Source organism: Amycolatopsis sp. NBRC 101858, assembly GCF_030269325.1.
In the GTDB taxonomy this organism is placed as follows: domain Bacteria; phylum Actinomycetota; class Actinomycetes; order Mycobacteriales; family Pseudonocardiaceae; genus Amycolatopsis; species Amycolatopsis ponsaeliensis.
This window is the reverse complement of sequence record NZ_BSTD01000008.1, coordinates 196373-220507: the sequence shown is the minus strand read 5'-3', so window position 1 is coordinate 220507 and position 24135 is coordinate 196373. Positions and strand designations below refer to the sequence as shown.

Here is a 24135-nt window from a genome sequence, read left to right as displayed (position 1 = left end):
ACAGTTCGTCCTCGCCGCCGCGTGGCCGACAACCGTCGAGCTGCCGGTCAGCTCCGGATCGGCCCGCGACGCGGCACAATTCGGCTGTGACCACCACGACCCGGCGAGTACTGGTCGTCGCCTACGACGACGCGCAGATCCTGGACGTCGCCTGTCCCAGCGCGTCGCTCGAGATCGCGAACAGCCACGGCGCCGGCCCGCCGTACACGGTCGAGCTCGCCACGGTGAGCGGGAAACCGGTGCGCAGCTCGTCCGGCATCGGCCTCACCGGAGCCCGTCGGCTCGCCTCGATCACCGGCCGGATCGACACCCTGCTGATCGTCGGCGGCAACGGCACGGAAGCGGCCATGGCCGACGACGCGTTGCTGACCCAGGTGCGGCGGCTGGCTTCCCGGAGCCGGCGGATCGCCTCGGTGTGCACCGGCGCGTTCGTCCTGGCGGCGGCAGGCCTGCTCGACGGCCGCCGCGCCACCACGCACTGGGGCTACGGCGAGCTGATGGCATCGGCGTTCCCGGCCGTCACCGTGGACCTCGCCCCGCTCTACATCCGCGACGGCAACGTCTACACCTCGGCGGGCGTGACGAGCGCACTCGATCTCACGCTGGCCCTGATCGAGGACGACCACGGCCCCACCCTGGCCCGCGAGGTGGCGCGCGAGCTGGTCGCCTACCTGCACCGCCCCGCGGATCAGGCCCAGATCAGCACTTTCCTGGCCCCGCCACCCGGTGACCGCGTCGTCCGCGACCTGCTGGGCCACATCAGCGCCCGCCTCGCCGACGACCTCAGCCCGCCGGCACTGGCCGCCCGAGCCGGGATCAGCACCCGGCACCTCACCCGGCTCTTCACGCGCCAGCTGGGAGTCACCCCGGCCCGCGCGGTGCGCGACGCACGGACCGAAGCCGCCGCACACCTGGTGCGCGGCAGCGAACTTTCACTAGCCGCGATCGCCCGCCGGTGCGGCTTCCGGTCGGCGGAGACCCTGCGACAGGCGTTCCTCAGCCATTACGGGATGACCGGGAACACGCTTCGCAGGATCCCGGACATGCCCGCACCGCTGAAGCGCGAACCACCGCAGACTTCCCGGAGCAAGGGGAACCCACGCGGGGACTAGGCGGGAAGCGTGCGCCCGGTGCGGAAATCGCGGCCGGGATAGGGAGGATCCATCGCCCGCCCGATCGACGACCCGGCGGTCGCCTGACCTCGCGACCACGACGAGGGCAGCAGCCCCGGGTCGCCAAGCCCCTGCACGACAACGGCAACACCGTCCTCCTCGACACCCTGGCACGAGCGCGTTCGCGCCTCCCGAGGCCCTGGCACCAGGGCGCTCGCGCCTTCCCGAGACTCTGGTACCAGAGCGTTCGCGCCTTCTCGACACCCCGGCACCAGGGCGCTCGCGCCTCTTCGACACCGTGGCACCAGAGCGTTCGTGCCTCCCCGAGGCCCTGGCACCCGAGCGTTCGCGCCTTCTCGACACCCCGGCACCAGGGCGCTCGCGACTCCTCGACACCCTGGCACGAGCGCGTTCGCGCCTCCCGAGGCCCTGGCACCAGGGCGCTCGCGCCTTCCCGAGACTCTGGTACCAGAGCGTTCGCGCCTTCTCGACACCCCGGCACCAGGGCGCTCGCGCCTCTTCGACACCGTGGCACCAGAGCGTTCGTGCCTCCCCGAGGCCCTGGCACCCGAGCGTTCGCGCCTTCTCGACACCCCGGCACCAGGGCGCTCGCGACTCCTCGACACCCTGGCACGAGCGCGTTCGCGCGGGACGATGCTTGCCGGCACCCCACGACCGGGCGGACGCCCGCGGGCGCTGCGGAGGGGCGCTCGCCCGAGCGGCGGCCGCGCCGGGTGTCCCGGCTTCCGGCCGGGAACGCCGAAGGGCCCCGCACCAACCCGGTGCGGGGCCCTTCCGGTGAAGCGAGTTACTTCTTCTTGGCAGCCGACGTGCGCTTGGCCGGGGCCTTGGCAGCGGCCGGCTTCTTCGCCGCCGCCGTCTTGGTGGCGGCGGCCGGCTTGGCGGCGGCCTTCGCCCGCGTGGTGGTGGCCTTCGCCGCGGTGGCCTTGGCGGGAGCCTTGGCAGCCGCGGCCTTCGGGGCCGCCTTGGTGGCGGTCGCGCGGGTGGCCGTGGCCTTCGCGGCCGGCTTCGCCGCGGTGGCGCGGGTCCGCGTGGTCGTCGCCCGCGTCGTGGTGGCCGGCTTGGCGGCGGCCGCGCGCGTGGTGCGGGTCGTGGTCGCCTTGGCCGGAGCGGCCGCGGCGGCGGTCTTCGTGGCGGTCGCCCGGGTCGCGGTGGCGCGCTTGACCGGGGTCGCCTTCGGCAGCTTCTTCGAACCGCCGATGACGTCCTTGAACGTCGTACCGGCGCGGAAGGCAGGCACGTTGGTCTTCTTGACCTTCACAGCCTCACCGGTACGCGGGTTGCGCGCGGTACGAGCCGCGCGAGCGCGCTTCTCGAACACACCGAAGCCGGTGATGTTGACCTTCTCGCCCTTGTTGACCGTCCGGATGATGATGTCCACCAGACCGTCAACGGCCTGCGCAGCCACCTTCTTGTCGTCGCCCAGACGCTCCGACAGCGCCTCGATCAGCTGGGCCTTGTTCGTCATTCCAGTCCTCCATAGTGGAACTAGCAGTCAGGCCCATCGCGGCCGACGTCACACAGAGTATTACCAGGACGGCCGAAAATCCAAACAGGGGTGGCCGAGAACTCCGTTGTGTCGCCGAAGAAGTCTCGTCCGGCCGAACCCGCTCCCCCGGCACGCAAACGAACTGAGCGGCCGCTGACCTGCGAATTCACCGCGACGCGGCCCGATGTCCATATAGGACAAGGTGGCGTAGTCGCTCAGTTGTTCGATCCGAAATCGCCGAAAACCCAAGCGGGTCAACGAGTCGCGCGGGGCGCCGAGGCGTCGCCGCGGTCCGGTTCGCTGTTCGCCCAGGCGATGCGGATCCGCATGGCGAACGTGCCGTTCGCGGCCAAGCCCGTCGCGTCGGAAGCGGAGAGCGTGAAGCCGTTGCGCGTGGCGGAACCCGCGGACGCCGGCGCGGTCAAGCCCTCCGCGGCGCCGTCCCCCACTCCCGCGACCTTGCTCGGCTGACCGGCGGTGCCGTTCCGGCCGTCGGCCGAGGAGCCGGTTCGGCGGGACCATCGCCGCCGACCAGAGCACCACCCTCGACGAAGCCGCGCCGTTCCCCTACGGCCGGCCGACCGGGTCGACTTCATCCGGCAGTTCAGTCTTGCCGACCCCTCCGGAGCAGGTCCGGCCGCCGTCCGAAGTGGACTTCGCGGACCTGGCCGTCGAGTCGGACGGCAACCCCGCCTTCCCCCGCACCCAACGGCACTCCACCGTCCGGATAGGACATTCCGCCGACCGGCCGGATCGGCGTCCGGGCGGTGAATACCGGTTCAACCGTCCCGCCGGACAATTCTCCGAGGCGGGTTCCCGTTTTCGATACCGGCGAGCGGATTTCTGCCCAAACCGACCGGTATGGATATACTCCGTGGAGGAGCAGCACATTCGTGCGCTCGGTCACAGTCATCGGTTTACTGGTATATACCGTTTCAAGGAGCAGGAATGGCCCAGAAGGTCCTCGTCGAGATGCTCGACGACATCGACGGTACCCCCGCCGCCCACACCGTCCCGTTCACCCTCGACGGTGTCATGTACGAGATCGACCTCTCCGACGAAAACGCCGCCGCCCTGCGCGACGAGCTCGCCCGCTACATCGCCGCCGGCCGCCGCACCGGCGGGCGCAAGGTCCGGGTCGCGACCGGCCAGTCGACGACGACCAGCACGAGCGACCGCGAGCGCAACCAGCAGATCCGCGCCTGGGCGAACGCGAACGGCTACGAGGTCTCCGAGCGCGGCCGCCTTTCGTCCGAGGTGATCGCCGCGTACGAATCCGCTCAGGCCGCCGAAGCCGCGGCGCCCGCGCCGGCTCCGCGCAAGCGTGCTGCCCGCAAGAAGGTCGCCGCTGCCAAGAAGTAACCGTGGCGACGGCAGATCACTGGGGAGATCACCGTGGTCATTCCACCGGCCCGTCGGCGGCGAGGACAGCCACTTCCGCCGCCGACGGCCGCTTCTCCCGGCCAAGCGAGCCACGCGCCACTCCGCGCCCAAGCGGGCCACTCCACGCCTCGATCGCTCACCACACCGAGCGCGTGGCCCCGGATCCACTCGGACCGAGACCGGGACGGTCGTTTCCCGGCGCACCAAAAAACCCGCCTGACCTGGGTCAGACGGGCTGGTGACTGCTGGTACCCCCGATGGGATTCGAACCCACGCTACCGGCGTGAGAGGCCGGCGTCCTAGGCCGCTAGACGACGGGGGCTTAGGATCTTCCCTGGTTTCCCAGGGGCTTTTCTGTTTTTCTTGCTGGAGAGAACTTACCAGAGGCGATTTCTCGCTCTGCAGGGGGGTCACTCTCCGCAGCTGGGGTACCAGGACTCGAACCTAGACTAACTGGACCAGAACCAGTCGTGCTGCCAATTACACCATACCCCAGTGAGGTACCGAGCCAGCTGGCTGGTTCAGCACCGCACGAGGAGAAATACTAGAGCACGCCGTTCCGGACGGTGAACGCGGGGGTGTCACTTCGGCGCTGGGCGGGCACGCCGATCGTCGCGTACTCCGAAACCAGCAGCTCAGGCAGCTCGGCCAGGCCCGCCACCCGGTGGACGCCCTCGGGGGCGCGCTCGCCGATGCCGTCGCGGTCGAGCCAGACCGCGCCCAGGCCCGCGTCGCGGGCGCCGATCGCGTCCGTGTCCAGTTTGTCGCCGACGTGGACGGCCTGGGCGGGTGCGCAGCCCAGGCCGAGGCAGACGGTGTGGAACATCACCGGATCGGGTTTCGCCACACCGAGCTCGCCGGCGATGGCAACGTGGTCGAAGAACGGCGCCAGCCCCAGGTCGGCGATTTTCTTCCGCTGGTGGACACCCGAGGCGTTGGTCACGGCGGCCAGCATCAGGCCCGCGGCGCGCAGCCATTCCAGGCAGTCGAGGACGTCGCCGAAAAGCTGCCACGAGTGGTCGAGCAGCTCTCTTCGGCGCCGTTCGAAGGAGCTCACCTGCTCGTCGTCGGCGAGGATGCCGATCTCCGCGAGGAAGCAGTCGGTGCGCCGCTGGTGCATCGTCGCGTAGTCGATTTCGCCGGCGACGACGAGGGCGACGTGCTCCTCGGTGATCAGGTCCCACAACGGCCACAGGTCGCCCCGGCCGGTGAGGATGTGGAGGCTGCGGCGGATCGCGGCGGTGCAGTCGATCAGGGTGTCGTCGATGTCCAGGCACACCAGCCGCAGCTCCGGCGGCGCCCAGGGCTCGGGCGCCGCCTCGGCGGGGACGGTTCGCGACGGGGTCCGGGGTGCCAAAGCGAAATCCACCCAGTGAGGCTAGGGCAACGGCAGCGTTCGCGACGCTGCCAAAGAGGTGATTGCCGCTCGCCTGTTCCGGCGCAGTCGCTCTACTCCCAGTTGGCGAACCGTCTTCTTTCGGTTATCCGACCAACGCGCGGCGAAGACGTCCCAGTGAGACATCCCGGCCGAGCAGTTCCATCGACTCGTACAGCGGCGGGGAGACGGTCCGCCCGGTCACGGCGACGCGAACCGGCGCGAAAGCCTTGCGGGGCTTGAGACCCAGACCGTCCACAAGGGCGTCCTTGAGCGCCTGCTCGATGACCTCGGTCTCCCACGACGGCAGCGCTTCGAGTGCGTCGACCGCCGCGACGAGCACCGGCTGCGCGGCTTCGCCGAGGTTTTTCGCCGCGGCGTCCTCCTCGGGCGCGAACGCGTCTTCCGCAACAAAAAGGAAACGCACCATCGCGGCCGCGTCCGAAAGCACCGTGACGCGTTCCTGCACCAGCGGCGCGATCGCGGTCAGCCGGGCCTGCTGGTCCTCGCTCGGCGATTCCGGGAGGACACCCGCGGTGACCAGATAGGGCGTGACGCGCTTCACGAACTCGGCCGCGGGCAAAGCCCGCACGTGGGTTCCGTTGATCGCTTCGGCCTTCTTGAGGTCGAAGCGCGCCGGATTGGCGCTGACCTTGGTGACGTCGAAGGCGGCGACCATTTCCTCGACGCTGAAGACGTCGCGGTCGTCGGCGATCGACCAGCCGAGCAGGGCCAGGTAGTTGAGCAGGCCCTCGCGGATGAAGCCGCGGTCGCGGTAGTTGAAGAGGTTCGACGACGGGTCGCGTTTGGACAGTTTCTTGTTGCCCTCGCCCATGACGTAGGGCAAATGGCCGAACTGCGGCGTGAACCCCGCGACGCCGATGCGCTCCAGCGCGGCGTAGAGCGCGATCTGCCGGGGCGTCGAGGGCAGCAGGTCCTCACCGCGCAGGACGTGCGTGATCTTCATCAGCGCGTCGTCGACCGGGTTGGTCAGCGTGTACAGCGGCTCGCCGTTGGCGCGCACCAGCACCGGGTCCGGGATCGTGTTCGCCGGGAAGCTGATGTCCCCGCGGACCAGGTCGGTCCACGCGAGATCGATCTCGGGCATGCGCAGGCGCAGCACCGGCGCGCGGCCCTCGGCGCGGTAGGCGGCCCGCTGCTCGTCGGTGAGGTCGCGGTCGAAGTTGTCGTAGCCCAGCTTCGGGTCCAGGCCGGCGGCCTTGCGCCGTGCCTCGACCTCTTCGTTGGTCGAGAACGCTTCGTACAGCTCGCCCGCTTCGAGGAGCTTCGCGGCGACGTCGGCGTAGATCGCCCGCCGCTCGCTCTGGCGGTACGGCCCGTATTCGCCGCCGACCTCGGGGCCCTCGTCCCAGTCGATGCCGAGCCAGCGCAGGCCGTCGAGCAACTGCTCATAGGACTCCTGCGAGTCGCGCGCGGCGTCGGTGTCTTCGATCCGGAACACCAGTTGCCCCTGGTTGTGCCGGGCGAAGGCCCAGTTGAACAGCGCCGTCCGGATCAGCCCGACGTGCGGGGTGCCGGTCGGCGAAGGACAGAAGCGCGCGCGAACCACCGATGTCTCACTCATAGCCCGATCAGCGTATCCGTCGCCACATCGCTTGACGCCGGGGACCGGCCGGGTGCACCCTCAGTTTATTCAACGAGCGATGAATAGATGGGGAGATGGTGGAGATGACCGAGCGCACGGGCTGCGTCGTCATCGGCGGTGGGCCGGCCGGGATGGTCACGGGACTCCTGCTGGCGCGGGCCGGCGTCGAGGTGACGGTGCTGGAGAAGCACGCGGACTTCCTGCGCGACTTCCGCGGGGACACGGTCCACCCGTCGACGCTCACGCTGCTGGACGAGCTGGGCCTCGGCGAGAAGTTCCACGCGCTGCCGCACAGCGAGCTGACCTCGGCGGGGTTCCCCCAGGAAAACGGCGAGATGATGAAGCTGGCCGACTTCACCCGGCTGAAGGTCGCCCACCCGTACATCGCGATGGTGCCGCAGTGGGACTTCCTCGACCTGCTCGCCGAAAGCGCCCGCAAGGAGCCGACATTCGTCCAGCGGATGGAGACCGAGTGCACCGGGCTCGTCCGCGAGCAGGGCCGGGTCGTCGGCATCACCTACCGCACGAGTGCCGGGGAGACCGGCGAAATCCGCGCCGACCTGGTGATCGCCGCCGACGGCCGCTGGTCGGTGGCCCGCCGCGAGGCCGGTCTCGTGCCGCGTGAGTACGACTGCCCGTTCGACGTCTGGTGGTTCCGGCTCTCGCGGACCGAAGGCGACCTGGGCACCATGCTCCTGCCGAAGATGCGGGACCGCCGCTTCGCGGTGCCGCTCCCCCGCCCCGACTTCTTCCAGGTCGCCTACCTCGGCCCGAAGGGGGACGACCTGCGCAAGCAGGGCATCGAGGCGTTCCGCCACAACGTCACGCAGATCTGCCCCGAGTTCACCGACCGGGTGCACGAGCTCGAGACGATGGACGACGTCAAGTTCCTCGACGTGCGGCTCAACCTGCTGCGCAAGTGGCACGTCGACGGGCTGCTCTGCATCGGCGACGCGGCGCACGCGATGTCGCCGATCGGCGGGGTGGGCATCAACCTGGCGGTGCAGGACGCGGTCGCGGCGGCGACGCTGCTGGCCGAGCCGCTACGGCGAGGGCGTCCGACTCAGGCCGACCTGGCGAAGGTGCGGTCCCGGCGGCTCGCGCCGACACTGCTGGTGCAGGGACTGCAACGGCTGCTGCACCGCGGCGTGATGCGCGCGGTGATGGCGGGCAAGCGCAACGGCCCGCCGGCACCGATGATCAAGCTGTTCGCGAAGTTCCCGGTGCTGTCCTACGTCCCGGCCCGGCTCCTCGGCCTCGGGCTGCGGCCGGAGCACGCTCCGGCGTTCGCGCGGCGGCCGATGGAGCCGGCGACCAGGAACTAGACGTTCTCGACCGGGTTGGTCAGGGTGCCGATGCCGTCGATGGTGATCGAGACGCTCTGGCCGCCCTCGATCGGGCCGACGCCCTCGGGCGTGCCGGTCAGGATGACGTCGCCGGGCAGCAGCGTCATCACACCGGAGACGAACTCGACCAGCTCGGGGATCTTGTGGACGAGGTCGGACGTGCGGCCGTCCTGCTTGAGCTCGCCGTCCACCTCGGCCCGCAGCGCCAGGTCGGACGCGTCGAGCGACGTCTCGATCCACGGCCCGAGCGGGCAGAACGTGTCGAAGCCCTTGGCGCGGCCCCACTGGCCGTCGGACTTCTGCAGGTCGCGTGCGCTGACGTCGTTGGCCACGGTGTAGCCGAGGATCGCGCTCGCGGCCCGGGCGGCCGGCACGTTCTTCACCGGCTGCCCGATGACGATGGCCAGCTCGCCCTCGAAGTCGACGCGGCCGACGTTCGAGGGACGCCGGATCGGCGCGTTCGGCCCGACCACCGTGGTCGACGGCTTGAGGAACAGCATCGGGGCGCTGGGCACCTCGTTGCCGAACTCGGCGGCGTGCTTGGCGTAGTTGCGGCCGACGGCGATCACCTTGGACGGCAGGATCGGCGCGAGCAGCCGGACGTCGGCCAGCGGCCACCGCTTGCCGGTGAAGTTGGGCTGGCCGAACGGGTGCTCGGCGATCTCCAGGACCTGGGCGTCGTCACCGTCCCCTTCGACCGAAGCGAACGCGACACCACCGGGATGAGCAATACGGGCTAGGCGCACGCGGTCAGTCTACGTGCGCCCGGCCCGCGGCTTTCGGGGGTTCCGGGTGGCGGAGCCCCCGGCCCGGGCCGAAGGCCCGGATGTCACTGCGACTCAGGCCACGGTCGTGGACTTGTGCACGAGCGCGTCGCAGAGGGCCAGCCAGCTGGCCTCGACGATGTTCCCGTGCACCCCGACCGTGGTCCACTCGCGCTCGCCGTCGGTGCTTTCGACCAGCACGCGCGTCACCGCGTCGGTGCCCGGGTGGCCCTGCAGGATCCGCACCTTGTAGTCGGCGAGCTCCACACTGTCCAACCAGGACAGGTGTGGGGAGAGCGCCTTCCGCAACGCGGCGTCGAGCGCGTGCACCGGCCCGATGCCTTCGGCGGTGGCGATGACGCGCTGGCCGCCGACGTGCACCTTGACCGTCGCCTCGGCCATGACCTCGCCGTCCGGGCGGTGGTCGAGGACCACGCGGTAGGACTCGAGGTCGAACGGCGCTTCGACGGGGACATCGGCCTCCTGGCGCAGCAGGAGTTCCAGGGAAGCGTCGGCGGCCTCGAAGGACCAGCCTTCCGCTTCGAGGCGCTTGACCTTCGTGATGGCGCTCGTCAGCGCCTCGGGCCGGCCGGCAAGGTCGACCCCGAGCTCACGTCCCTTGAGCTCGAGGCTGGCCCTGCCGGCCATCTCGGTGACCAGTACCCGCATGTCGTTGCCGACGGAAGACGGATCGATGTGGTTGTACAACAACGGATCCACCTTGATCGCGCTCGCGTGCAGTCCCGCCTTGTGGGCGAAAGCCGACGCCCCTACGTAAGCCTGGTGGGTGTAGGGGGCGAGGTTGGCGATTTCGGCAAGGGCATGGGAGACCCGGGTGAGCTCGGCGGCACCTCCGGTCGGGAGGACCTCCATCCCGAGCTTGGTCACCAGGTTTCCCGTCACGGCGAAGAGGTCGGCGTTGCCGGCCCGCTCCCCGTAACCGTTGGCGGTGCACTGGACGTGCGTCGCGCCGGCCTGCACCGCGGCGACGGAGTTCGCCACGGCGCAGGAAGTGTCGTCCTGACAGTGGATCCCGAGCCGGAACCCGGTCTTGTCCTTGATGTCCCGCACGGTCTCGGCGAGGCCGAGCGGCAGCTGGCCGCCGTTGGTGTCGCAGAGCACGAGGACGTCGGCGCCGGCGTGCGCGGCGGCGTCGAGGACCTTGAGCGAAGTCTCGGGCGAATGCGCGTAGCCGTCGAAGAAGTGCTCGGCGTCGAGGAAGACGCGCCGGCCTTCTTTGACGAGGAATCCGACGGTGTCGCGGACCATGGCGCAGGCTTCGTCGACGTCGACCCGCAGGGCGCGTTCGATGTGCCGCAGATCGGACTTCGCGACGAGGGTGATGACGGGTGCTTCGCTGTCGAGCAGCGCCCGGACCTGCGGATCGGCGTCCGCGGTGGTGCCGGCCTTGCGGGTCGCGCCGAACGCCACGAGAGCGGCGTGGTCGAGCTTCAGCTCGCCTTTCGCGGCGCGGGCGAAGAATTCCGTGTCCTTGGGCAGCGCCCCCGGCCAGCCGCCCTCGATGAACCCGACGCCCAGCTCGTCCAGCAGCCGCGCGACGGCCAGCTTGTCCTGGACGGAGTAGGAGATGCCCTCACGCTGCGCACCGTCGCGCAGGGTCGTGTCGTAGAGGTGGAAGGCATCGCCGAGCGGGGTATCGGCGGGCTCCTGGCGGGTCACGGTCTTCTCCCAATCGTTTCGAGGCAACAAAAAAACCTCCCGCATGGGTGCGAGAGGTTGCGCGCCGGGGGCTCTTGTGGAGCTATCGTCCGGCGCGCTCGATGATAATGATCGCGAAGCTGGTCACGGTCGCATCATGCCACAGGGTTTCGGCGAAAGTCCACAACCTGGGTCAAGCTCCCACCATCCGGGAAAGCCTCGAGGCACGAAAAAGCCCCGCACCGGATTCGGTGCGGGGCTCCTCCGAAACGAAATCAGCCCGCCGTGCGCACGTTGGACGACACCAGCGCCGCCAGCCGGTCGCCGATCGCCGTCGTGGCACCCGGCGACGCCTGGTCGCGCGTGGCCAGGTCGAACGCCACCGAAGCCTCGATGCGCCGCGCCGCTTCCTTCTGGCCCAGGTGGTCCAGCAGGAGCGCCACCGACAGCACCGCGGCCGTCGGGTCGGCCAGGCCCTGGCCCGCGATGTCCGGCGCCGAACCGTGCACCGGCTCGAACATGCTCGGGTTGCGGCGGGTCATGTCCAGGTTGCCGCTCGCCGCGAGGCCGATGCCGCCGGTCACCGCCGCCGCGAGGTCGGTGAGGATGTCGCCGAACAGGTTGTCCGTCACGATCACGTCGAACCGGGACGGGTCGGTCACCAGGTGGATGGTCGCCGCGTCCACATGGGAGTACGCGACCGTCACCTCCGGGTGCTCCAGCGAGACCTCTTCGACGATCCGCGACCACAGCGAGCCGGCGAACGACAGCACGTTGGTCTTGTGCACCAGCGTCAGGTGCTTGCGCGGGCGGGCCTCGGCGCGGGCGAACGCGTCCGCGACCACGCGGCGGACGCCGTACGCCGTGTTGGTGCTGACCTCCGTCGCGATCTCGTGCTCGGTGTCCTTGCGGATCAGGCCACCCGTGCCCGCGTACGGGCCTTCGGTCCCTTCGCGCACGACGACCATGTCCACGTCGCCCGCGTCGGCCAGCGGCCCCCGGACGCCCGGGTACAGCCGCGCCGGGCGCAGGTTGACGTGGTGGTCCATTTCGAACCGCAGCCGCAGCAGCAGGCCGCGCTCGAGGATGCCGCTCGGCACCGTCGGGTCGCCGACCGCGCCCAGCAGGATCGCGTCGTGCTGGCGGAGTTCGCCGAGCACCGACTCCGGGAGCAGCTCACCGGTCGCGTGCCACCGCGCGGCGCCGAGGTCGTAGTTCGTGATCTCCGCCGTCGGTACTACTTCGCCGAGCACCTTCAGCGCCTCGGAGACCACCTCGGGCCCGATCCCGTCTCCTGGGATCACCGCGAGCCGCATCCACACACCTCCGTCGACGAGGCCACCGGATGCACCGATGGCCCACCGCAACAAAACGCCAGCAGCCGGAAGGTTACCGGCCGTAGACAAACGGCCGTAGCCGCACCACCCTTATGCCGCATCCTCCCGCAGGGTGAGACACCCGATCGGGTTAACAGGAGCGGGGCGCCCCCGGCGGGAACCCGCCGGGAACGCCCCTGCTTCCTGCATGGATCGATCTTGCCCCGGACTAGCGGTGACCAGCCCCGATCGGCTGACGGTCGGTGCCCGGCCGGGCACCCTGGGCGGCGTCCACCTTGACCACGTTCGCCCGGTTCCCCGCGGCGTTGTGGTGCTCGATGGCGAACAAACCGAGAGCGCCGTCCGCCGCGGCCGAGGCCGCGTTCCGGTTCACGACCAGCGCCGTTCCCGGCTTCGCGACGTAGCCCAGCGCGGCGTCGCCGCCGCCCTGCACCGAGTAGCCCGGCGCGAGCGCGTCGAACGACAGCGGCGTGCCGACGTAGTCGATCAGCCCGTTCGTCGTGCCCGGCGCGACGTAGAAACCGCTCACCCCGACCGTGTAGCTGATGCGGTGGCTGTCGGCGTTCGCGTCGATGCCCAGCGCGGCCAGCGAGACCGGCAGCGTGATCACGTTGGTGTCGAACACGTTCGTGTCCACGTCGCCGAGCTGGCCGTTGACGGCCTGGACGTCGACCTGCGGGAAGCCCGGGGTCAGCGCGACCGTGACGGCCAGCAGGACGTCGGTGGACGTCGCCTTGGTCACGTAGGTCTCGAAGTCCGGCGTCCCGTCGCCGGTGGTGTCGATGTCGACGAACGGCGAGGTGTTGCTGCCGATGTTCGCCCAGTCGCCCCACGTGGACAGGCCGAAGGCGAGGATCGCGTTCTCCGGCTCACCCTGTTCCTTCGCCAGCGGCGCGGTGGAAGCCGCCCCGATGTAGCGCAGGTCGCCGCCCTTCGCGGTCTTGTTCACCGTGCAGTCGGTGACCACGTCCGCGTCGCACTCGGGCAGCTGCGGGGACTCCGCCTGCAGCTCGAGCACGCTGATCAGCGAGCGGTACCGCTGCGCGCCGGAGCCCTGGTCGACACCCTTGCCGCTGAGGTTCAGCACGGCCTGGGTGGCGTCCGGGGCGAACTTCACCGACTGCGGCGTCGAAATCGTCGACACCGGCTTCGGCGCCGCGTAGACCGAAACCCGCAGCGGCACCTTGGCCCCGCTCTTCGGGGTGAAGGCGACACGCCCGGAGGCGTCGGCGACGAACTGCCGCGCCAGGCCGGCCTGGGTGGCCTGCATGGTCGGGTCCATGACCTTGCGCAGGGCCTTCGGGTCGGCGATCTTCAGCGTCACCTTCACCTTGGCGGTGCCGCGCGGCGAGAGCTTCACCGTCGGCGTGTCCACTGTGTACTCGACACCCGGCAGCGCGTTGACCGCCTGGTAGACCACGGTGTACTCGGCGGGCGTGACGCCCTTGTTGACCAGCTTGATCGTCTTCGACAGCGTCACCGGCCCGGCGGCCTCGACCGTGCCGAAGCTGACGCTGACCGCGCCCGGGTCGTCCTGGACGTAGGCGAGCACCTGGTTGTCCAGCGCCGCCTTGGCGTCGATCCGGCCGCTGCCGACGCGCTGCGGCGCGTAGGTGTGGCCGGCGCCGTCGCCGACGTCGTGGCCGGCGGTGTCGATGACCGAGGCCTTGACCTCCTCGACCGACCAGTCCGGGTGGGACTGGCGGACCAGCGCGGTGATGCCCGCGGTGTGCGGGGCGGCCATCGACGTGCCGCTCAGGACCGTCCGGCCGTTGCCGCTGCCGCGGAACGCCGAGGTGATCGTGTCACCCGGTGCGGCGACGTCCGGCTTGAGCGCCGGGCCGCGGGTGCCGCGCGAGGTGAACGAGCTCGGGGTGTCCACGATGGTCTTGTCGTAGGTCTGGACCGAGGCGCGCCCGGCGCCGTAGAGCCGGATCTGCAGCGTGCCCGCGGTCAGCGACGCACGCAGCGTCTTCGTCGCGGAGCCGGTGAACTGGAACATCGGGATCGCGGCGTTGCCCGCGATGCCCGCGCTGAAGTGCTCCAAAGTGGACGACAGCAGCGCGCCCTTCGCCCCGGCCGCCTGGGCGTTGTTCGCCCGGACCGCCGAACCGCAGGCGCGGGTCGAGTCGTTGTCGTCCCACTCCAGCCAGACGAACTTGCCGGCGGCCTTCGCCTTGTCCGCGGCGGAGTACGGCGCGCAGCCCGCGTTGTTCGCCGCGGACAACGCGACGACCGGCGCGGTCAGGTTCAGCGTGTCGTAGCCGGTGTAGTTCTGGCTGTACTGCCCGGTCTTCGTTCCCTTCGCGGCGGTCGGCGCGGTGGCCTCGGCGGCGTCGCGCAGGATGCCCGCGTCACGCGTGCTGGCCACGGTGAGCGCCTCCGGGGTGTTGCCCGGCGAGCCGGCGATGTCGTTGATGTCGCCGCCGTTGCCCGCGGAGATCACCGGCAGGACGTTGTTCGCGGCGAGCTTGCGCACGAACAGCGAGTCCGGGTCGTCCGGCGCGCCGAAGTCGGAGCCCAGGGACAGGTTGACGATGTCGAGGTGGTCGGTGAAGTCGCCGTCGCCGTCCGGGTCGAGCGCCCAGTCGAGCGCCTGCGAGGTGACGTTCGTCGAGCCCGCGCAGCCGAACACCTTGATGGCGTAGAGGAGCGACTTCGGCGCCGTGCCCGGGCCGATCTGCATCGCGTCGACCTTCTTGGCGTCGAGCTTCTTGTAGTCGCCCTTGAAGGTCTTGCCGTCGGCGGTGACGCCGAAGCCGCCGATGGTGCCGGCCACGTGCGTGCCGTGCTCACCGCAGGCGAGGGGGTTCGGGTCCGGGGCCGGGGTGGTCTTGCCCGGCGTCGCGGCGTCGTAGTCGTCCCCGACGAGGTCGGTGCCGCCGACGACCTTGGCGCTCGGGAAGAGCGGGGTCGGCTTGCTGCGGTCGACGCCGTTGTACGCGGCCTTCGTGCCGGGGCCGCCGAAGTCGGCGTGGGTGTAGTCGATGCCGTCGTCGATCACGCCGACGCGGACGTTGTCGCCGAACTTGCCGGTCTGCTGCCACGCGGCGAGCGTGTTGGTCAGCTGCTCGGCGCTGGCGTTGGTGCGGGTCTTCGGCACGACCGTGCGCACCGAAACGACGTCCGCGCGCTTCGCGACTTCGCGCAGCTTCGCGGCGTCGGCCGTGACGACCACGCCGGGGACGGCGTTGGCGGTCTGGGTGACGACCTGCGGCTTGGCGTCGGCCGAGCGCAGCTGGCCGAGGACCGAGTCCACGGCGGCGGAGGTGTCGGCCTTGGCGGCTTTGGCGGCCCGCTTGGCCTGGTCCTTGCCCTGCGGCTGCGCGGCGGTGAACGCGTCGACGGCGGGCTTCTTGGCCAGCTCGACGAACGCGGTGACTCGGCCCTGTGCGGCGGCCAGGCGCGGCGTGACCTTGCCCTGCAGCTTCGCGCCGTCGATCTTCGCGGGCGCCACCCCGTCGGCGAGGGGTACATCTTGAGTAGACACAGTGGCGGCGCTCGCGACCGGCCCTCCTCCCAACGCGGCCGCCAGCACGACGGCGAAGACCGCCGTCGTGACGCGAGCGGGTAAGCGGGATCTGCTCATGAGTCGGCCCCTTACTCGAGGTCTGGACCCGAACCTGCCTGCCGCTCCTAGCACCCCCGACGGTGAAGCACGGCGACCGCGCCGTGCCCTCGACGGCGCGTGGTTCAACCTCGCGGGGAGAACTTAATGCCCCAAAACACCTACTTACGTAGGCAAAGGACTCCGTTATCCGAATGTGATTGCCGATACGCACGGCGGTCCGGTGGCGCTGTTCCGACGGTCGCGGCTCCTGACCGAGACGACGGAATGGCTGGTGGACCACGGCTACCAGGTCACCCGGCTGAGCGCGCGCGTGGACCTCCGATCGCGACATGCACACCGCCTTGCTGCCGCGCTCGCGATCGCCTTCACCGGTGAGCTGGAACGACGCCGAGTGGCTGACCGCGAACCGGGGCCCCGGAAACGCCTGAAGGCCCTCGCACCGGGCCGGTGCGAGGGCCTTCGAAAAGCGGTTACCTCAGTTGAAGTCGACGGCGCGGATCGTGTGCGCCCCGACCGAAGCGCCGATCGGCTCCAGCAGGTGCGCGTCGATGTGGCGGTCGACGCGCAGGAGCATCACGGCGTCGGAGCCGTCGGTCGTCTGGCTGATCTGGGCGGCCTCGATGTTGATGCCGGCCTCGCCGAGCAGCGTCCCGACGCGGCCCATCACGCCCGGGCGGTCGCCGTACTCGACCAGCAGGACCGTGCCCTCGGCACGCAGGTCGAAGCCACGGCCGTTGACCTCGACCAGCTTCTCGACCTCGTCCTTGCCGGTGACCGAACCGGACACGGTCAGCACCGCGCCGTCGGCGTGCACCGCGCGCACCGTGACCAGGCTGCGGAACTTCGGGCTCTCCGACTCGGTCACCAGCTCGACCTGCACGCCCAGCTTCTCCGCCAGCTGCGGCGCGTTGACGAACGTGACCTGGTCCTCGACCACGCCGGTGAACACCCCGCGCAGCGCGGCGAGCTGCAGCACGCCGGTGTCCTCGCTGGAGATCTCGCCCTTGACCTGCACGGTCACCGAGTTCGGCGCCGTCGGGTTCAGGGCGGTGAGCAGCTGGCCGAGCTTCTGCGTCAGCGACAGGTACGGGCGGACGTGCTCTCCCACCGCGCCGCCGCCGGAGACGTTCACCGCGTCCGGCACGAAGTCGCCGCGCAGCGCCAGCAGCACGGACTTCGCGACGTCGGTGCCCGCGCGGTCCTGCGCCTCGGCCGTCGACGCGCCCAGGTGCGGCGTCACGACGACGTTGTCCAGCTCGAACAGCGGGCTGGACGTGGTCGGCTCGGTGACGAAGACGTCGATGCCGGCGCCGCCGACGTGACCCGAGCGCAGCGCGTCGGCCAGGTCCTCCTCGACGATCAGCCCGCCGCGGGCCGCGTTCACGATGATGACGCCCGGCTTGGTCTTCTTCAGCGCCCCGGCGTCGATGAGGCCCTTGGTCTCGGGCGTCTTCGGCAGGTGGATGGAGATGGCGTCGGCCCGCGACAGGAGCTCGTCGAGGGTGACGAGCTCGATGCCGAGCTGGCCCGCGCGCGCGGCCGAGACGTAGGGGTCGTAGGCGATGATGTGCGTGTCGAACGCGGCGAGGCGCTGGGCGAACAGCTGGCCGATCTTGCCGAGGCCGACCACGCCGACGGTCTTGCCCTGCAGCTCCACACCCGAGAACGAGCTGCGCTTCCACTCGCCGCCGCGCAGGCTCTGGCTGGCGGCCGGGACCCGCCGCGCGACCGACAGCAGCAGGGCGACGGCGTGCTCGGCGGCGGAGACGATGTTGGACGTCGGCGCGTTGACGACCAGGACGCCGCGCTCGGTGGCGGCGGGTACCTCGACGTTGTCCAGCCCGACGCCGGCGCGGGCGACGACCTTGAGCTGCGTCGTGGCGCCGAGGACCTCGGCGTCGACCTGGGTGGCGGAGCGCACCAGCAGCGCGTCGGCGCTCTTCACCGCCTCGAGCAGCGCGGAGCGGTCCGTGCCGTCGACGTGCCGGACCTCCACCTCGTCACCGAACACACTCAGCACGGAGGGGGCGAGCTTCTCCGCGATGAGGACGACGGGTTTGCTGGGCTTGCTCACGATGCGACTCCCACTATCTGGTCACTTCCAGGACGCTGTGTGTCGACAAACGGTCTGTGCACGTCGTTGTGCCCCGGTCGAGGCGGAGTTTAACCCGCTGGACCGCCCCCTGGCTTCCCACGGTGTTAACTCACTCGTAATCCCTCGAAAACAAGCGCCAGGAGGCGTTGCATGCCGCCAGGGCCGGGGAGGTGGCCACCCGCCCAGGATGCCGCGTGCAGCAAGAGAAGGAGCTCGTGAGTCGTCACGTCCTTGCGTAGTGCGCCTTCTTTTTTCGCGCGTTCCACCAGATGGGAACCAGCTTCGCGCATAGCGTGGCACGACGCGTACAAACGGGATGATTCGTCGCTGAGCGCGTCGGCGGTGAGCTCCACCAGGCCGCGGAACGTGCCGGTGGCGTCGCCGAGCCCGGCCAGCCAGGTCTGCAGCGCGGTCAGCGGCTCGGAGTGGGTGAGCAGTTCACGCGCCCGCTCGGCCTGCGCGTCGAACCGGGCGCGCAGCAGGGTTTCGAGCAGGGCCTCCCGGGTCGGGAAGTGCCGGTAGAGCGTGCCGATGCCGACCCCGGCGCGGCGCGCGATGTCTTCCAGCGACGCCTCGACGCCGTGTTCGGCGAAGGCGCGCTGCGCCTCCTCGAGGAGGCGTTCGTAGTTGCGGCGGGCGTCCGCGCGCATCGGCTTGACTTCGGTCATCGCCCTTCCGACCCTACCGGGTAGCCAATCGGAGGCTGCCTCCGTATATTAACCGGAGGCAGCCTCACATTACTGGAGGGAACGAGGATGACCCTGGTCGAAGACACGCGTGCCCGGCTCGGCGCGATCGGCGCCTGGTTGCCGAGCGCGCCCCTGCAACCACCCCCGGACGTCGAGCGCGCGGGCACCCGCCGGCTCGCCGGCGCCGGCTACCGCTCGGTCTGGAGCGGCGAAGGACCCGGCACCCGCGAGGTGTTCGCCCACTTCGGCGACCTGCTCGCTTCGGTGCCGGACGTCGTGCTCGGCACCGGCATCGCCAACACCTGGCTGCGGCGCGGGGTGACCACCGAAAAGGGCGGCGCCACGCTCGCCCGGGCCCACCCCGGCCGGTTCGTGCTCGGCGTCGGCATCGGGCACGCTTTCCAGGCCACCAAGCTCGGCGAGGAGTACCGGCCGATCGACCGGATGCGCGCGTATCTGTCCGAAATGGACGCGGCGGCGGCCGAAAACCCTTCTCCGGTCGCGTTTCCGCGCGTACTGGCCGCCGTCGGGCCGAAGATGCTGGAGCTGTCGCGCGACCACGCCGACGGCGCACACCCGTTCGCCCAGCCGGTCTCGCACACCCCGTACGCCCGCGAAATCCTCGGGCCGGACAAGCTGCTGATCCCGCAGCAGACCGTGCTGCTCGGCACCCGCGAGGACGCCCGGGAGAGCGTCCGGCGGCGCGTGGCGCAGTCGCGCGAATACTCCGTCACGGTCTACCTGGCGGGCTGGAAACGGCTCGGCTACACCGACGCCGACATCGTCGGCCCGAGCGACCGGTTCGTCGACGACCTCGTCCTGTGGGGTGACGCCGGAACCATCGCGAAGCGCCTGGACGAACTCCTCGACGCGGGCGCGGACCACGTGCTGCTGACCCCGTCCGCGGCGACCTTCGAGTCCACTGTGGACCTTCTGCTGGAGCTGGCCCCGGCGGTGCTCCGGTGAGCGTCGGGATCTGGCGGTTCTTCGACGGCGACCCGGTCGGCGTCCTGCGCGAGACGGCCGCCGAGGTCGAGGAGCTGGGCTTCGACGCGATCTGGTTCGGCGAATACGCCGGGCGGGAGGCGTTCGCCCAGGCGGCGCTGCTCCTGGCGGCGACGTCGAAGCTGACGATCGCCACCGGTGTCGCGCGGTTCGACCAGCGTTCCCCGCTGGCCGCGGAAGGCGCCGTCCGCGCGCTGGGCGAGGCCTACCCGGGCCGGTTCATCGCCGGGCTGGGCGGGCACCGGCCGGGCGCGCGGCCGCTGACGGCGTTGCGCGAGTACCTCGACGGGATGGACGCGGCCGAGCTGCCCGGGCTGCCCCAGCCGGTGCCGCGGCCGCGGCGGGTGCTCGCGGCGCTGGGCCCGAAGCTCCTGGGCCTGGCGGCCGAACGCGCCGACGGCGCCCACCCGTACTTCGTCCCGCCGGAGCACACGGCACTGGCCCGGGAACGGCTCGGGCCGGGCAAGTACCTGGCGGTCGAGCAGGCGGTGGTCCTGGACGCCGACCCGGCGGTCGCCCGGAAGCACGTGGAGCTGTACGTCCGGCAGGCCCCGCACCACCAGGCCAACCTGCGCCGGCTCGGCTTCACGGACGAGGACCTGGCCGACGGCGGCAGCGACCGCCTGGTCGACGCCATCGTCGCAACGGGCGAACAGGCGGCGGCCGACCGGATCCGAGCCCACCTCGACGCGGGCGCCGACCACGTCTGCGTCCAGGTCCTGGCCCGCAAACCGGACTCCTACCGCCGCCTAGCCGACCTCCTCCCGTGACCAGAGGGTCGACACGCGTGATCCGGGAGTCGACACGCGTGATTGCGGCGACGACACAGCCACTTTGCCGTGTCGACCCTTCAATCACGCGAGTCGACCCTCCAATCACGCGAGATGACCCTTCCTTCACACAGCGGTAGGGTGGCGGGACGCGGTGAGGGCCGCGTCCCGTCCGCGGAAAGGGCCGAGCCCACCCCCGCAGCACCGCACCACCAGCTCCGCACCTTCTTTCCTGCCCGGTGCCGGCGGACCACGGGCGTCGAGGGAAGGAGGCACCATGGGCACGTTGCCCGCCAAACCCAGCCTGGACCAGCTCCGCAAGCGCGCGAAGGACCTCGCGCGCGCCGAGGGCGTCAAGCTCTTCGAAGCGCAGTTCCGGATCGCCCGCGACCACGGCTTCCCGAGCTGGCCGAAACTCCAGGCGTACGTCCGGCGCGTCACGGAACACGGCGAGAACCTGCAGCACCCGTACCACCAGGACGTCCACTACTACGCCGAACGCGCGCTCGGCCTGCTCGCCTCGGCCGAGGACGAGACACCCGGCGCGCGAGAGCCGTTCGAGCGCTGGGGCCAGCCGCTCACCCGGGACGGCGCCCGCGCGGTCGTCGCCCGCGAACACGGTTTCGTTTCCTGGCAGGGACTTCGCACCCACATCAAGTCCCTTGTGGACAGCGGTGAACCGTTCGCCCGTGCCTACCGCGCCGTCGAAGCACGCGACGTCGAGGATCTCGCCAGGCTCCTCGAAGAGTTCCCCGGCCTCATCACCGCGCGCGGCACCAACGGCAACGACCTCCTCGGCATGGCCGGCGCCACCTGCGACGAACGGCTCACCCGCGTCCTCCTCGACCACGGCGCCGATCCGGCCCGCGGCAACGTCCACGGCTGGACCCCGCTGCACCAGGCCGCCTACAGCAACCTCCCGCTCCTGCTCGACATGCTGCTGGACGCGGGCGCCCCGGTCGACGTCTCGGCTCGCGGCGACGGCGGCACTCCCCTGGTCGTCGCGCTGTTCTGGGGCCACCGCGAGGCCGCGGAGAAGCTGGCGCCCCACAGCCGGGCGCCCGGCAACCTGCGCGTCGCGGCCGGGCTCGGCGACGCCGGCCTGCTCGACGAACTGCTGCGACCGGGCCACCCCGCGGCCGGCGCACACCGGGGCTTTTACCGCCCGCACAGCGGTTTCCCGGCCTGGCACCCGGAGGACGACCCCGCCGAGGCCAAGAACGAAGCCCTGGCCTGGGCGGCCCGCAACGACCGCGCCGAAGCCCTCCGCACGCTCGTCGCCCGGGGTGCCGAGGTGGACGCCGACGTCTACCGCGGCACGGCTTTGGCCTGGGCGGCGGCGACCGGGCGGGTCACCGCGATCCGCACGCTCCTCGACCTCGGCGCCGCCGTGAACCACGCCGGCACCTTCGGCGGCCCGAACCACGGCGAAGGCGTCACGGCCCTGCACCTCGCCGCGCAGTCCGGGCACCTGGACGCGATCCGCGTCCTCGTCGAGAACGGCGCCGACCTCGATGCTCAGGACGGGATCTTCCACAGCACGCCGGAGAAGTGGGCCGACGTGTGCGAGCAGCCGGCCGCCGGGGACCTCCTCCGCACCCTGTAGACAAACGGAGTCTGTAGTCCGTATCTTCGGAGACGGACTACAGACTCCGTTTTGCCCACTGGGAGGACCCATGACCGAACCCCATGAAGTGTTCGACGCCCTGTCCGACGGCATCAGCGAAGGACGGTTCGGCGAGCTTTCCGCGCTCTACGCCGAAGACACCGTCGTCGAGCACCCCCAGGCCGTGCCGCGGCCGACGCGCCTGACCGGCCGCGACGCCGTCCACGAGCGGTTCACCGGCGTCCTCGCCGGCGCGGTGCGGCTCAAGCGCAAGAACGTGGTCGTCCACGAGACCACGGACCCCGAGGTGATCGTCGCCGAATACGACTACGACGCCGAGTCCGTCGAAACCGGCCGGACGACCACGACGGCCAACATCCAGGTGCTGCGCGTCCGCGACGGCCTGATCGTCCATTCCCGCGACTACCACGACTACCTGCGGCTGGCCGTCATCCGCGACGGCGTCGACCAGCTGGTCAAGGCCTACGAGCAGGCACCGCCCCGAGAACTCTCACCGGTCACGCCGGAGAGCGCGGGCACGGTGTTCGAAAAGCTGGTGCACGGCGTGGCCGGCGGGCGCTGGGACGAACTTCCGGACCTGTACGCGGAAGAAACGCACGTGACGCACCCGTTCCTGCCGGGGTCGACGGCATCGCGCACGCGCGCCGACATCCGCGAGCACTTCCAGGCGGGCAAGGCGCTGAACCCCGGCTTCGCCGTCGCGGACCTGGTCACCTACCACGGCACCGATCCGGAGGTGCTGATCGGCGAGTTCGCCTACCAGGGCGAATACGGCGGGAAGCCGGTGCGGATCGCCAACATCTTCTCGATGCGCGTGCGCGACGGCCTGGTCGTCGAGTCCCGCGACTACGGCGACCACCTCGGCATCGCCGGGGACCTCGGCGCGATTCCCGAGCTGGCGACGAAGGTCTAGGCCTCCGCGAGGTCTCCCGGGAGGTCGAACTCGCCGTCGCGGACGCCCTTGAGGAACGCGTCCCATTCGGAAGGGGTGAAGACGAGGACCACGCCCTCCGGGTCGGTCGACTTCCGCATCGCGGTGTAGGTGACGCCGTCGGTGTGCGGGATGTGCGCGTATTCGACGACCTCTTCGAGCGTGACGCCCTCCGGCTCGGCCCGGACCCACTCCGCCTTCGAGAGGTCCAGGTGGTGCCGGATGTGCGCCTTGTCATCGCTCATGCGGCCAGCGTAGCGAAACGACCACCGAACGCACTGAAGGGGACGCCCGGTGCGGGCGTCCCCTTCAGCGTCCTGGAAAGAAGATCAGGCGGTCTCGGTGATCGGCCGGTCCACCCACGACATCAGGTCGCGCAGCTTCTTGCCGGTCGCCTCGATCGGGTGCTGGTTGCCCTGCTCCTCGAGCTTGGTGAAGTTCGGCCGGCCGGCCTCGTCCTCGGCGACCCATTCGCGGGCGAACGTGCCGTCCTGGATCTCGCCGAGGATCTTCTTCATCTCTTCCTTGACCGCCGGCGAGATGACGCGCGGGCCGCGGGTCAGGTCGCCGTACTCGGCGGTGTCGGAGATCGAGTAGCGCTGGCGCGCGATGCCGCCCTCGTACATGAGGTCGACGATCAGCTTCAGCTCGTGCAGCACCTCGAAGTAGGCGATCTCCGGGGCGTAGCCGGCCTCGGTGAGCACCTCGAAGCCGGTCTGCACCAGCGCGGACGCGCCACCGCAGAGCACGGCCTGCTCGCCGAAGAGGTCGGTCTCGGTCTCCTCGGTGAAGGTCGTCTTGATGACGCCGGCGCGGGCACCGCCGATGGCGGCCGCGTAGGAAAGGGCGAGCGCCTGGGCGTTGCCGGAGGCGTCCTGCTCGACCGCGATGAGCGCCGGGACGCCCTTGCCGTCGACGAACTGGCGGCGGACCAGGTGGCCCGGGCCCTTCGGGGCGACCATGGCGACGTCGACGTTGGCCGGCGGCTTGATCAGGTCGTAGCGGATGTTGAAGCCGTGCCCGAAGAAGATCGCGTCGCCGTCCTTGAGGTTCGGCGCGATGTCCTGCTCGTAGATGAAGCGCTGCTTCGTGTCCGGAGCCAGGATCATGATCAGGTCGGCTTCGGCCGACGCCTCGGCCGGGGTGAGCACGCGCAGGCCCTGCTCCTCGGCCTTCGCCCGCGACTTGGACCCCTCGGGCAGGCCGATGCGGACGTCGACGCCGGAGTCGCGCAGGCTCAGCGAGTGGGCGTGGCCCTGGCTGCCGTAGCCGATGACAGCGACCTTGCGCCCCTGGATGATCGAGAGGTCGGCGTCGTCGTCGTAGAAGATTTCCACTGCCATGGGGGTTACTGC

The 24135-nt window shown here is 70.5% G+C and carries 19 protein-coding genes and 2 tRNA genes; 7 read left to right on the top strand and 14 right to left on the bottom strand.

Annotated features, from left to right (window positions below; all coding sequences use genetic code 11):
* Nucleotides 1-86: 86 nt before the first annotated feature.
* Nucleotides 87-1112, top strand: a complete 1026-nt coding sequence (locus tag QSK39_RS48130) for a GlxA family transcriptional regulator (RefSeq protein WP_285484555.1) — start codon at nucleotides 87-89, stop codon at nucleotides 1110-1112.
* Nucleotides 1113-1920: 808 nt separating this feature from the next.
* Here QSK39_RS48130 and QSK39_RS48125 read toward each other — a convergent pair.
* Together QSK39_RS48125 and QSK39_RS48120 are read right to left on the bottom strand one after the other, a co-directional pair.
* Nucleotides 1921-2601, bottom strand: a complete 681-nt coding sequence (locus tag QSK39_RS48125) for an HU family DNA-binding protein (protein ID WP_285484554.1) — start codon at nucleotides 2599-2601, stop codon at nucleotides 1921-1923.
* A 275-nt stretch (nucleotides 2602-2876) separates the two neighbouring features.
* Nucleotides 2877-3071 carry a hypothetical protein gene (locus QSK39_RS48120; protein WP_285484553.1) on the bottom strand — a complete coding sequence of 65 codons (195 nt, stop codon included), beginning with the start codon at nucleotides 3069-3071 and terminating at the stop codon, nucleotides 2877-2879.
* A 499-nt stretch (nucleotides 3072-3570) separates the two neighbouring features.
* Between QSK39_RS48120 and QSK39_RS48115 the strand changes: the two genes are divergently transcribed.
* Entirely contained in the window at nucleotides 3571-3984 is a 414-nt protein-coding gene (locus QSK39_RS48115) for a histone-like nucleoid-structuring protein Lsr2 (protein WP_285484552.1), read from the top strand.
* A 267-nt stretch (nucleotides 3985-4251) separates the two neighbouring features.
* Here QSK39_RS48115 and QSK39_RS48110 read toward each other — a convergent pair.
* The 4 genes from QSK39_RS48110 to gltX all read right to left on the bottom strand — a co-directional run bounded on the left by QSK39_RS48110 (nucleotide 4252) and on the right by gltX (nucleotide 6965).
* Nucleotides 4252-4327 (bottom strand) — tRNA-Glu (locus tag QSK39_RS48110).
* A gap of 101 nt (nucleotides 4328-4428) precedes the next feature.
* Nucleotides 4429-4500 (bottom strand) — tRNA-Gln (locus QSK39_RS48105).
* Nucleotides 4501-4549: 49 nt separating this feature from the next.
* Nucleotides 4550-5284: an HAD family hydrolase gene (locus QSK39_RS48100; protein ID WP_285484964.1), complete on the bottom strand. Its 735-nt coding sequence runs from the start codon at nucleotides 5282-5284 to the stop codon at nucleotides 4550-4552.
* A gap of 202 nt (nucleotides 5285-5486) precedes the next feature.
* Nucleotides 5487-6965 (bottom strand): glutamate--tRNA ligase, encoded by a 1479-nt coding sequence (gene gltX / locus QSK39_RS48095; protein WP_285484551.1) that lies wholly within the window; start codon nucleotides 6963-6965, stop codon nucleotides 5487-5489.
* A gap of 104 nt (nucleotides 6966-7069) precedes the next feature.
* Here gltX and QSK39_RS48090 point away from each other — a divergent pair, with 104 nt between their 5' ends.
* A complete protein-coding gene (locus QSK39_RS48090) occupies nucleotides 7070-8311 on the top strand; it encodes an FAD-dependent oxidoreductase (RefSeq protein ID WP_285484550.1) in 1242 nt (413 codons plus the stop codon).
* Here the strand turns inward: QSK39_RS48090 and QSK39_RS48085 are convergent.
* The 6 genes from QSK39_RS48085 to QSK39_RS48060 all read right to left on the bottom strand — a co-directional run bounded on the left by QSK39_RS48085 (nucleotide 8308) and on the right by QSK39_RS48060 (nucleotide 18426).
* On the bottom strand, nucleotides 8308-9078 hold the full coding sequence (locus QSK39_RS48085) for a fumarylacetoacetate hydrolase family protein (protein ID WP_285484549.1): 771 nt from the start codon (nucleotides 9076-9078) through the stop codon (nucleotides 8308-8310). The genes QSK39_RS48090 and QSK39_RS48085 overlap by 4 nt on opposite strands.
* 93 nt (nucleotides 9079-9171) lie before the next feature.
* Nucleotides 9172-10776: a citramalate synthase gene (gene cimA, locus QSK39_RS48080; protein WP_285484548.1), complete on the bottom strand. Its 1605-nt coding sequence runs from the start codon at nucleotides 10774-10776 to the stop codon at nucleotides 9172-9174.
* A 254-nt stretch (nucleotides 10777-11030) separates the two neighbouring features.
* Complete coding sequence (locus tag QSK39_RS48075) at nucleotides 11031-12071, bottom strand: 3-isopropylmalate dehydrogenase (protein ID WP_285484547.1); 1041 nt, start codon at nucleotides 12069-12071, stop codon at nucleotides 11031-11033.
* 229 nt (nucleotides 12072-12300) lie between these two features.
* Entirely contained in the window at nucleotides 12301-15681 is a 3381-nt protein-coding gene (locus QSK39_RS48070) for a S8 family serine peptidase (RefSeq protein ID WP_285484546.1), read from the bottom strand.
* Nucleotides 15682-16138: 457 nt separating this feature from the next.
* Entirely contained in the window at nucleotides 16139-17737 is a 1599-nt protein-coding gene (gene serA / locus QSK39_RS48065; RefSeq protein WP_285484545.1) for a phosphoglycerate dehydrogenase, read from the bottom strand.
* Between the two features lie 125 nt (nucleotides 17738-17862).
* Nucleotides 17863-18426, bottom strand: coding sequence for a TetR/AcrR family transcriptional regulator (locus QSK39_RS48060; RefSeq protein ID WP_285484544.1), 564 nt, complete (start codon nucleotides 18424-18426; stop codon nucleotides 17863-17865).
* An 87-nt stretch (nucleotides 18427-18513) separates the two neighbouring features.
* Between QSK39_RS48060 and QSK39_RS48055 the strand changes: the two genes are divergently transcribed.
* The 4 genes from QSK39_RS48055 (at nucleotide 18514) to QSK39_RS48040 (ending at nucleotide 22762) form a co-directional block, all read left to right on the top strand.
* A complete protein-coding gene (locus QSK39_RS48055; protein WP_285484543.1) occupies nucleotides 18514-19413 on the top strand; it encodes a TIGR03620 family F420-dependent LLM class oxidoreductase in 900 nt (299 codons plus the stop codon).
* Complete coding sequence (locus QSK39_RS48050; protein WP_285484542.1) at nucleotides 19410-20222, top strand: TIGR03620 family F420-dependent LLM class oxidoreductase; 813 nt, start codon at nucleotides 19410-19412, stop codon at nucleotides 20220-20222. The genes QSK39_RS48055 and QSK39_RS48050 overlap by 4 nt, the downstream gene beginning before the upstream one ends.
* A gap of 277 nt (nucleotides 20223-20499) precedes the next feature.
* On the top strand, nucleotides 20500-21828 hold the full coding sequence (locus QSK39_RS48045; protein ID WP_285484541.1) for an ankyrin repeat domain-containing protein: 1329 nt from the start codon (nucleotides 20500-20502) through the stop codon (nucleotides 21826-21828).
* A gap of 70 nt (nucleotides 21829-21898) precedes the next feature.
* Nucleotides 21899-22762 carry a nuclear transport factor 2 family protein gene (locus QSK39_RS48040; protein WP_285484540.1) on the top strand — a complete coding sequence of 288 codons (864 nt, stop codon included), beginning with the start codon at nucleotides 21899-21901 and terminating at the stop codon, nucleotides 22760-22762.
* Here QSK39_RS48040 and QSK39_RS48035 read toward each other — a convergent pair.
* The gene (locus tag QSK39_RS48035) at nucleotides 22759-23025 is read right to left on the bottom strand and encodes a DUF397 domain-containing protein (protein WP_285484539.1); all 267 of its coding nucleotides are present in this window, start codon (nucleotides 23023-23025) and stop codon (nucleotides 22759-22761) included. The two genes, QSK39_RS48040 and QSK39_RS48035, sit on opposite strands and share 4 nt — an antisense overlap.
* Nucleotides 23026-23109: 84 nt before the next feature.
* Entirely contained in the window at nucleotides 23110-24123 is a 1014-nt protein-coding gene (gene ilvC, locus QSK39_RS48030; protein ID WP_013223583.1) for a ketol-acid reductoisomerase, read from the bottom strand.
* Nucleotides 24124-24135: the final 12 nt, after the last annotated feature.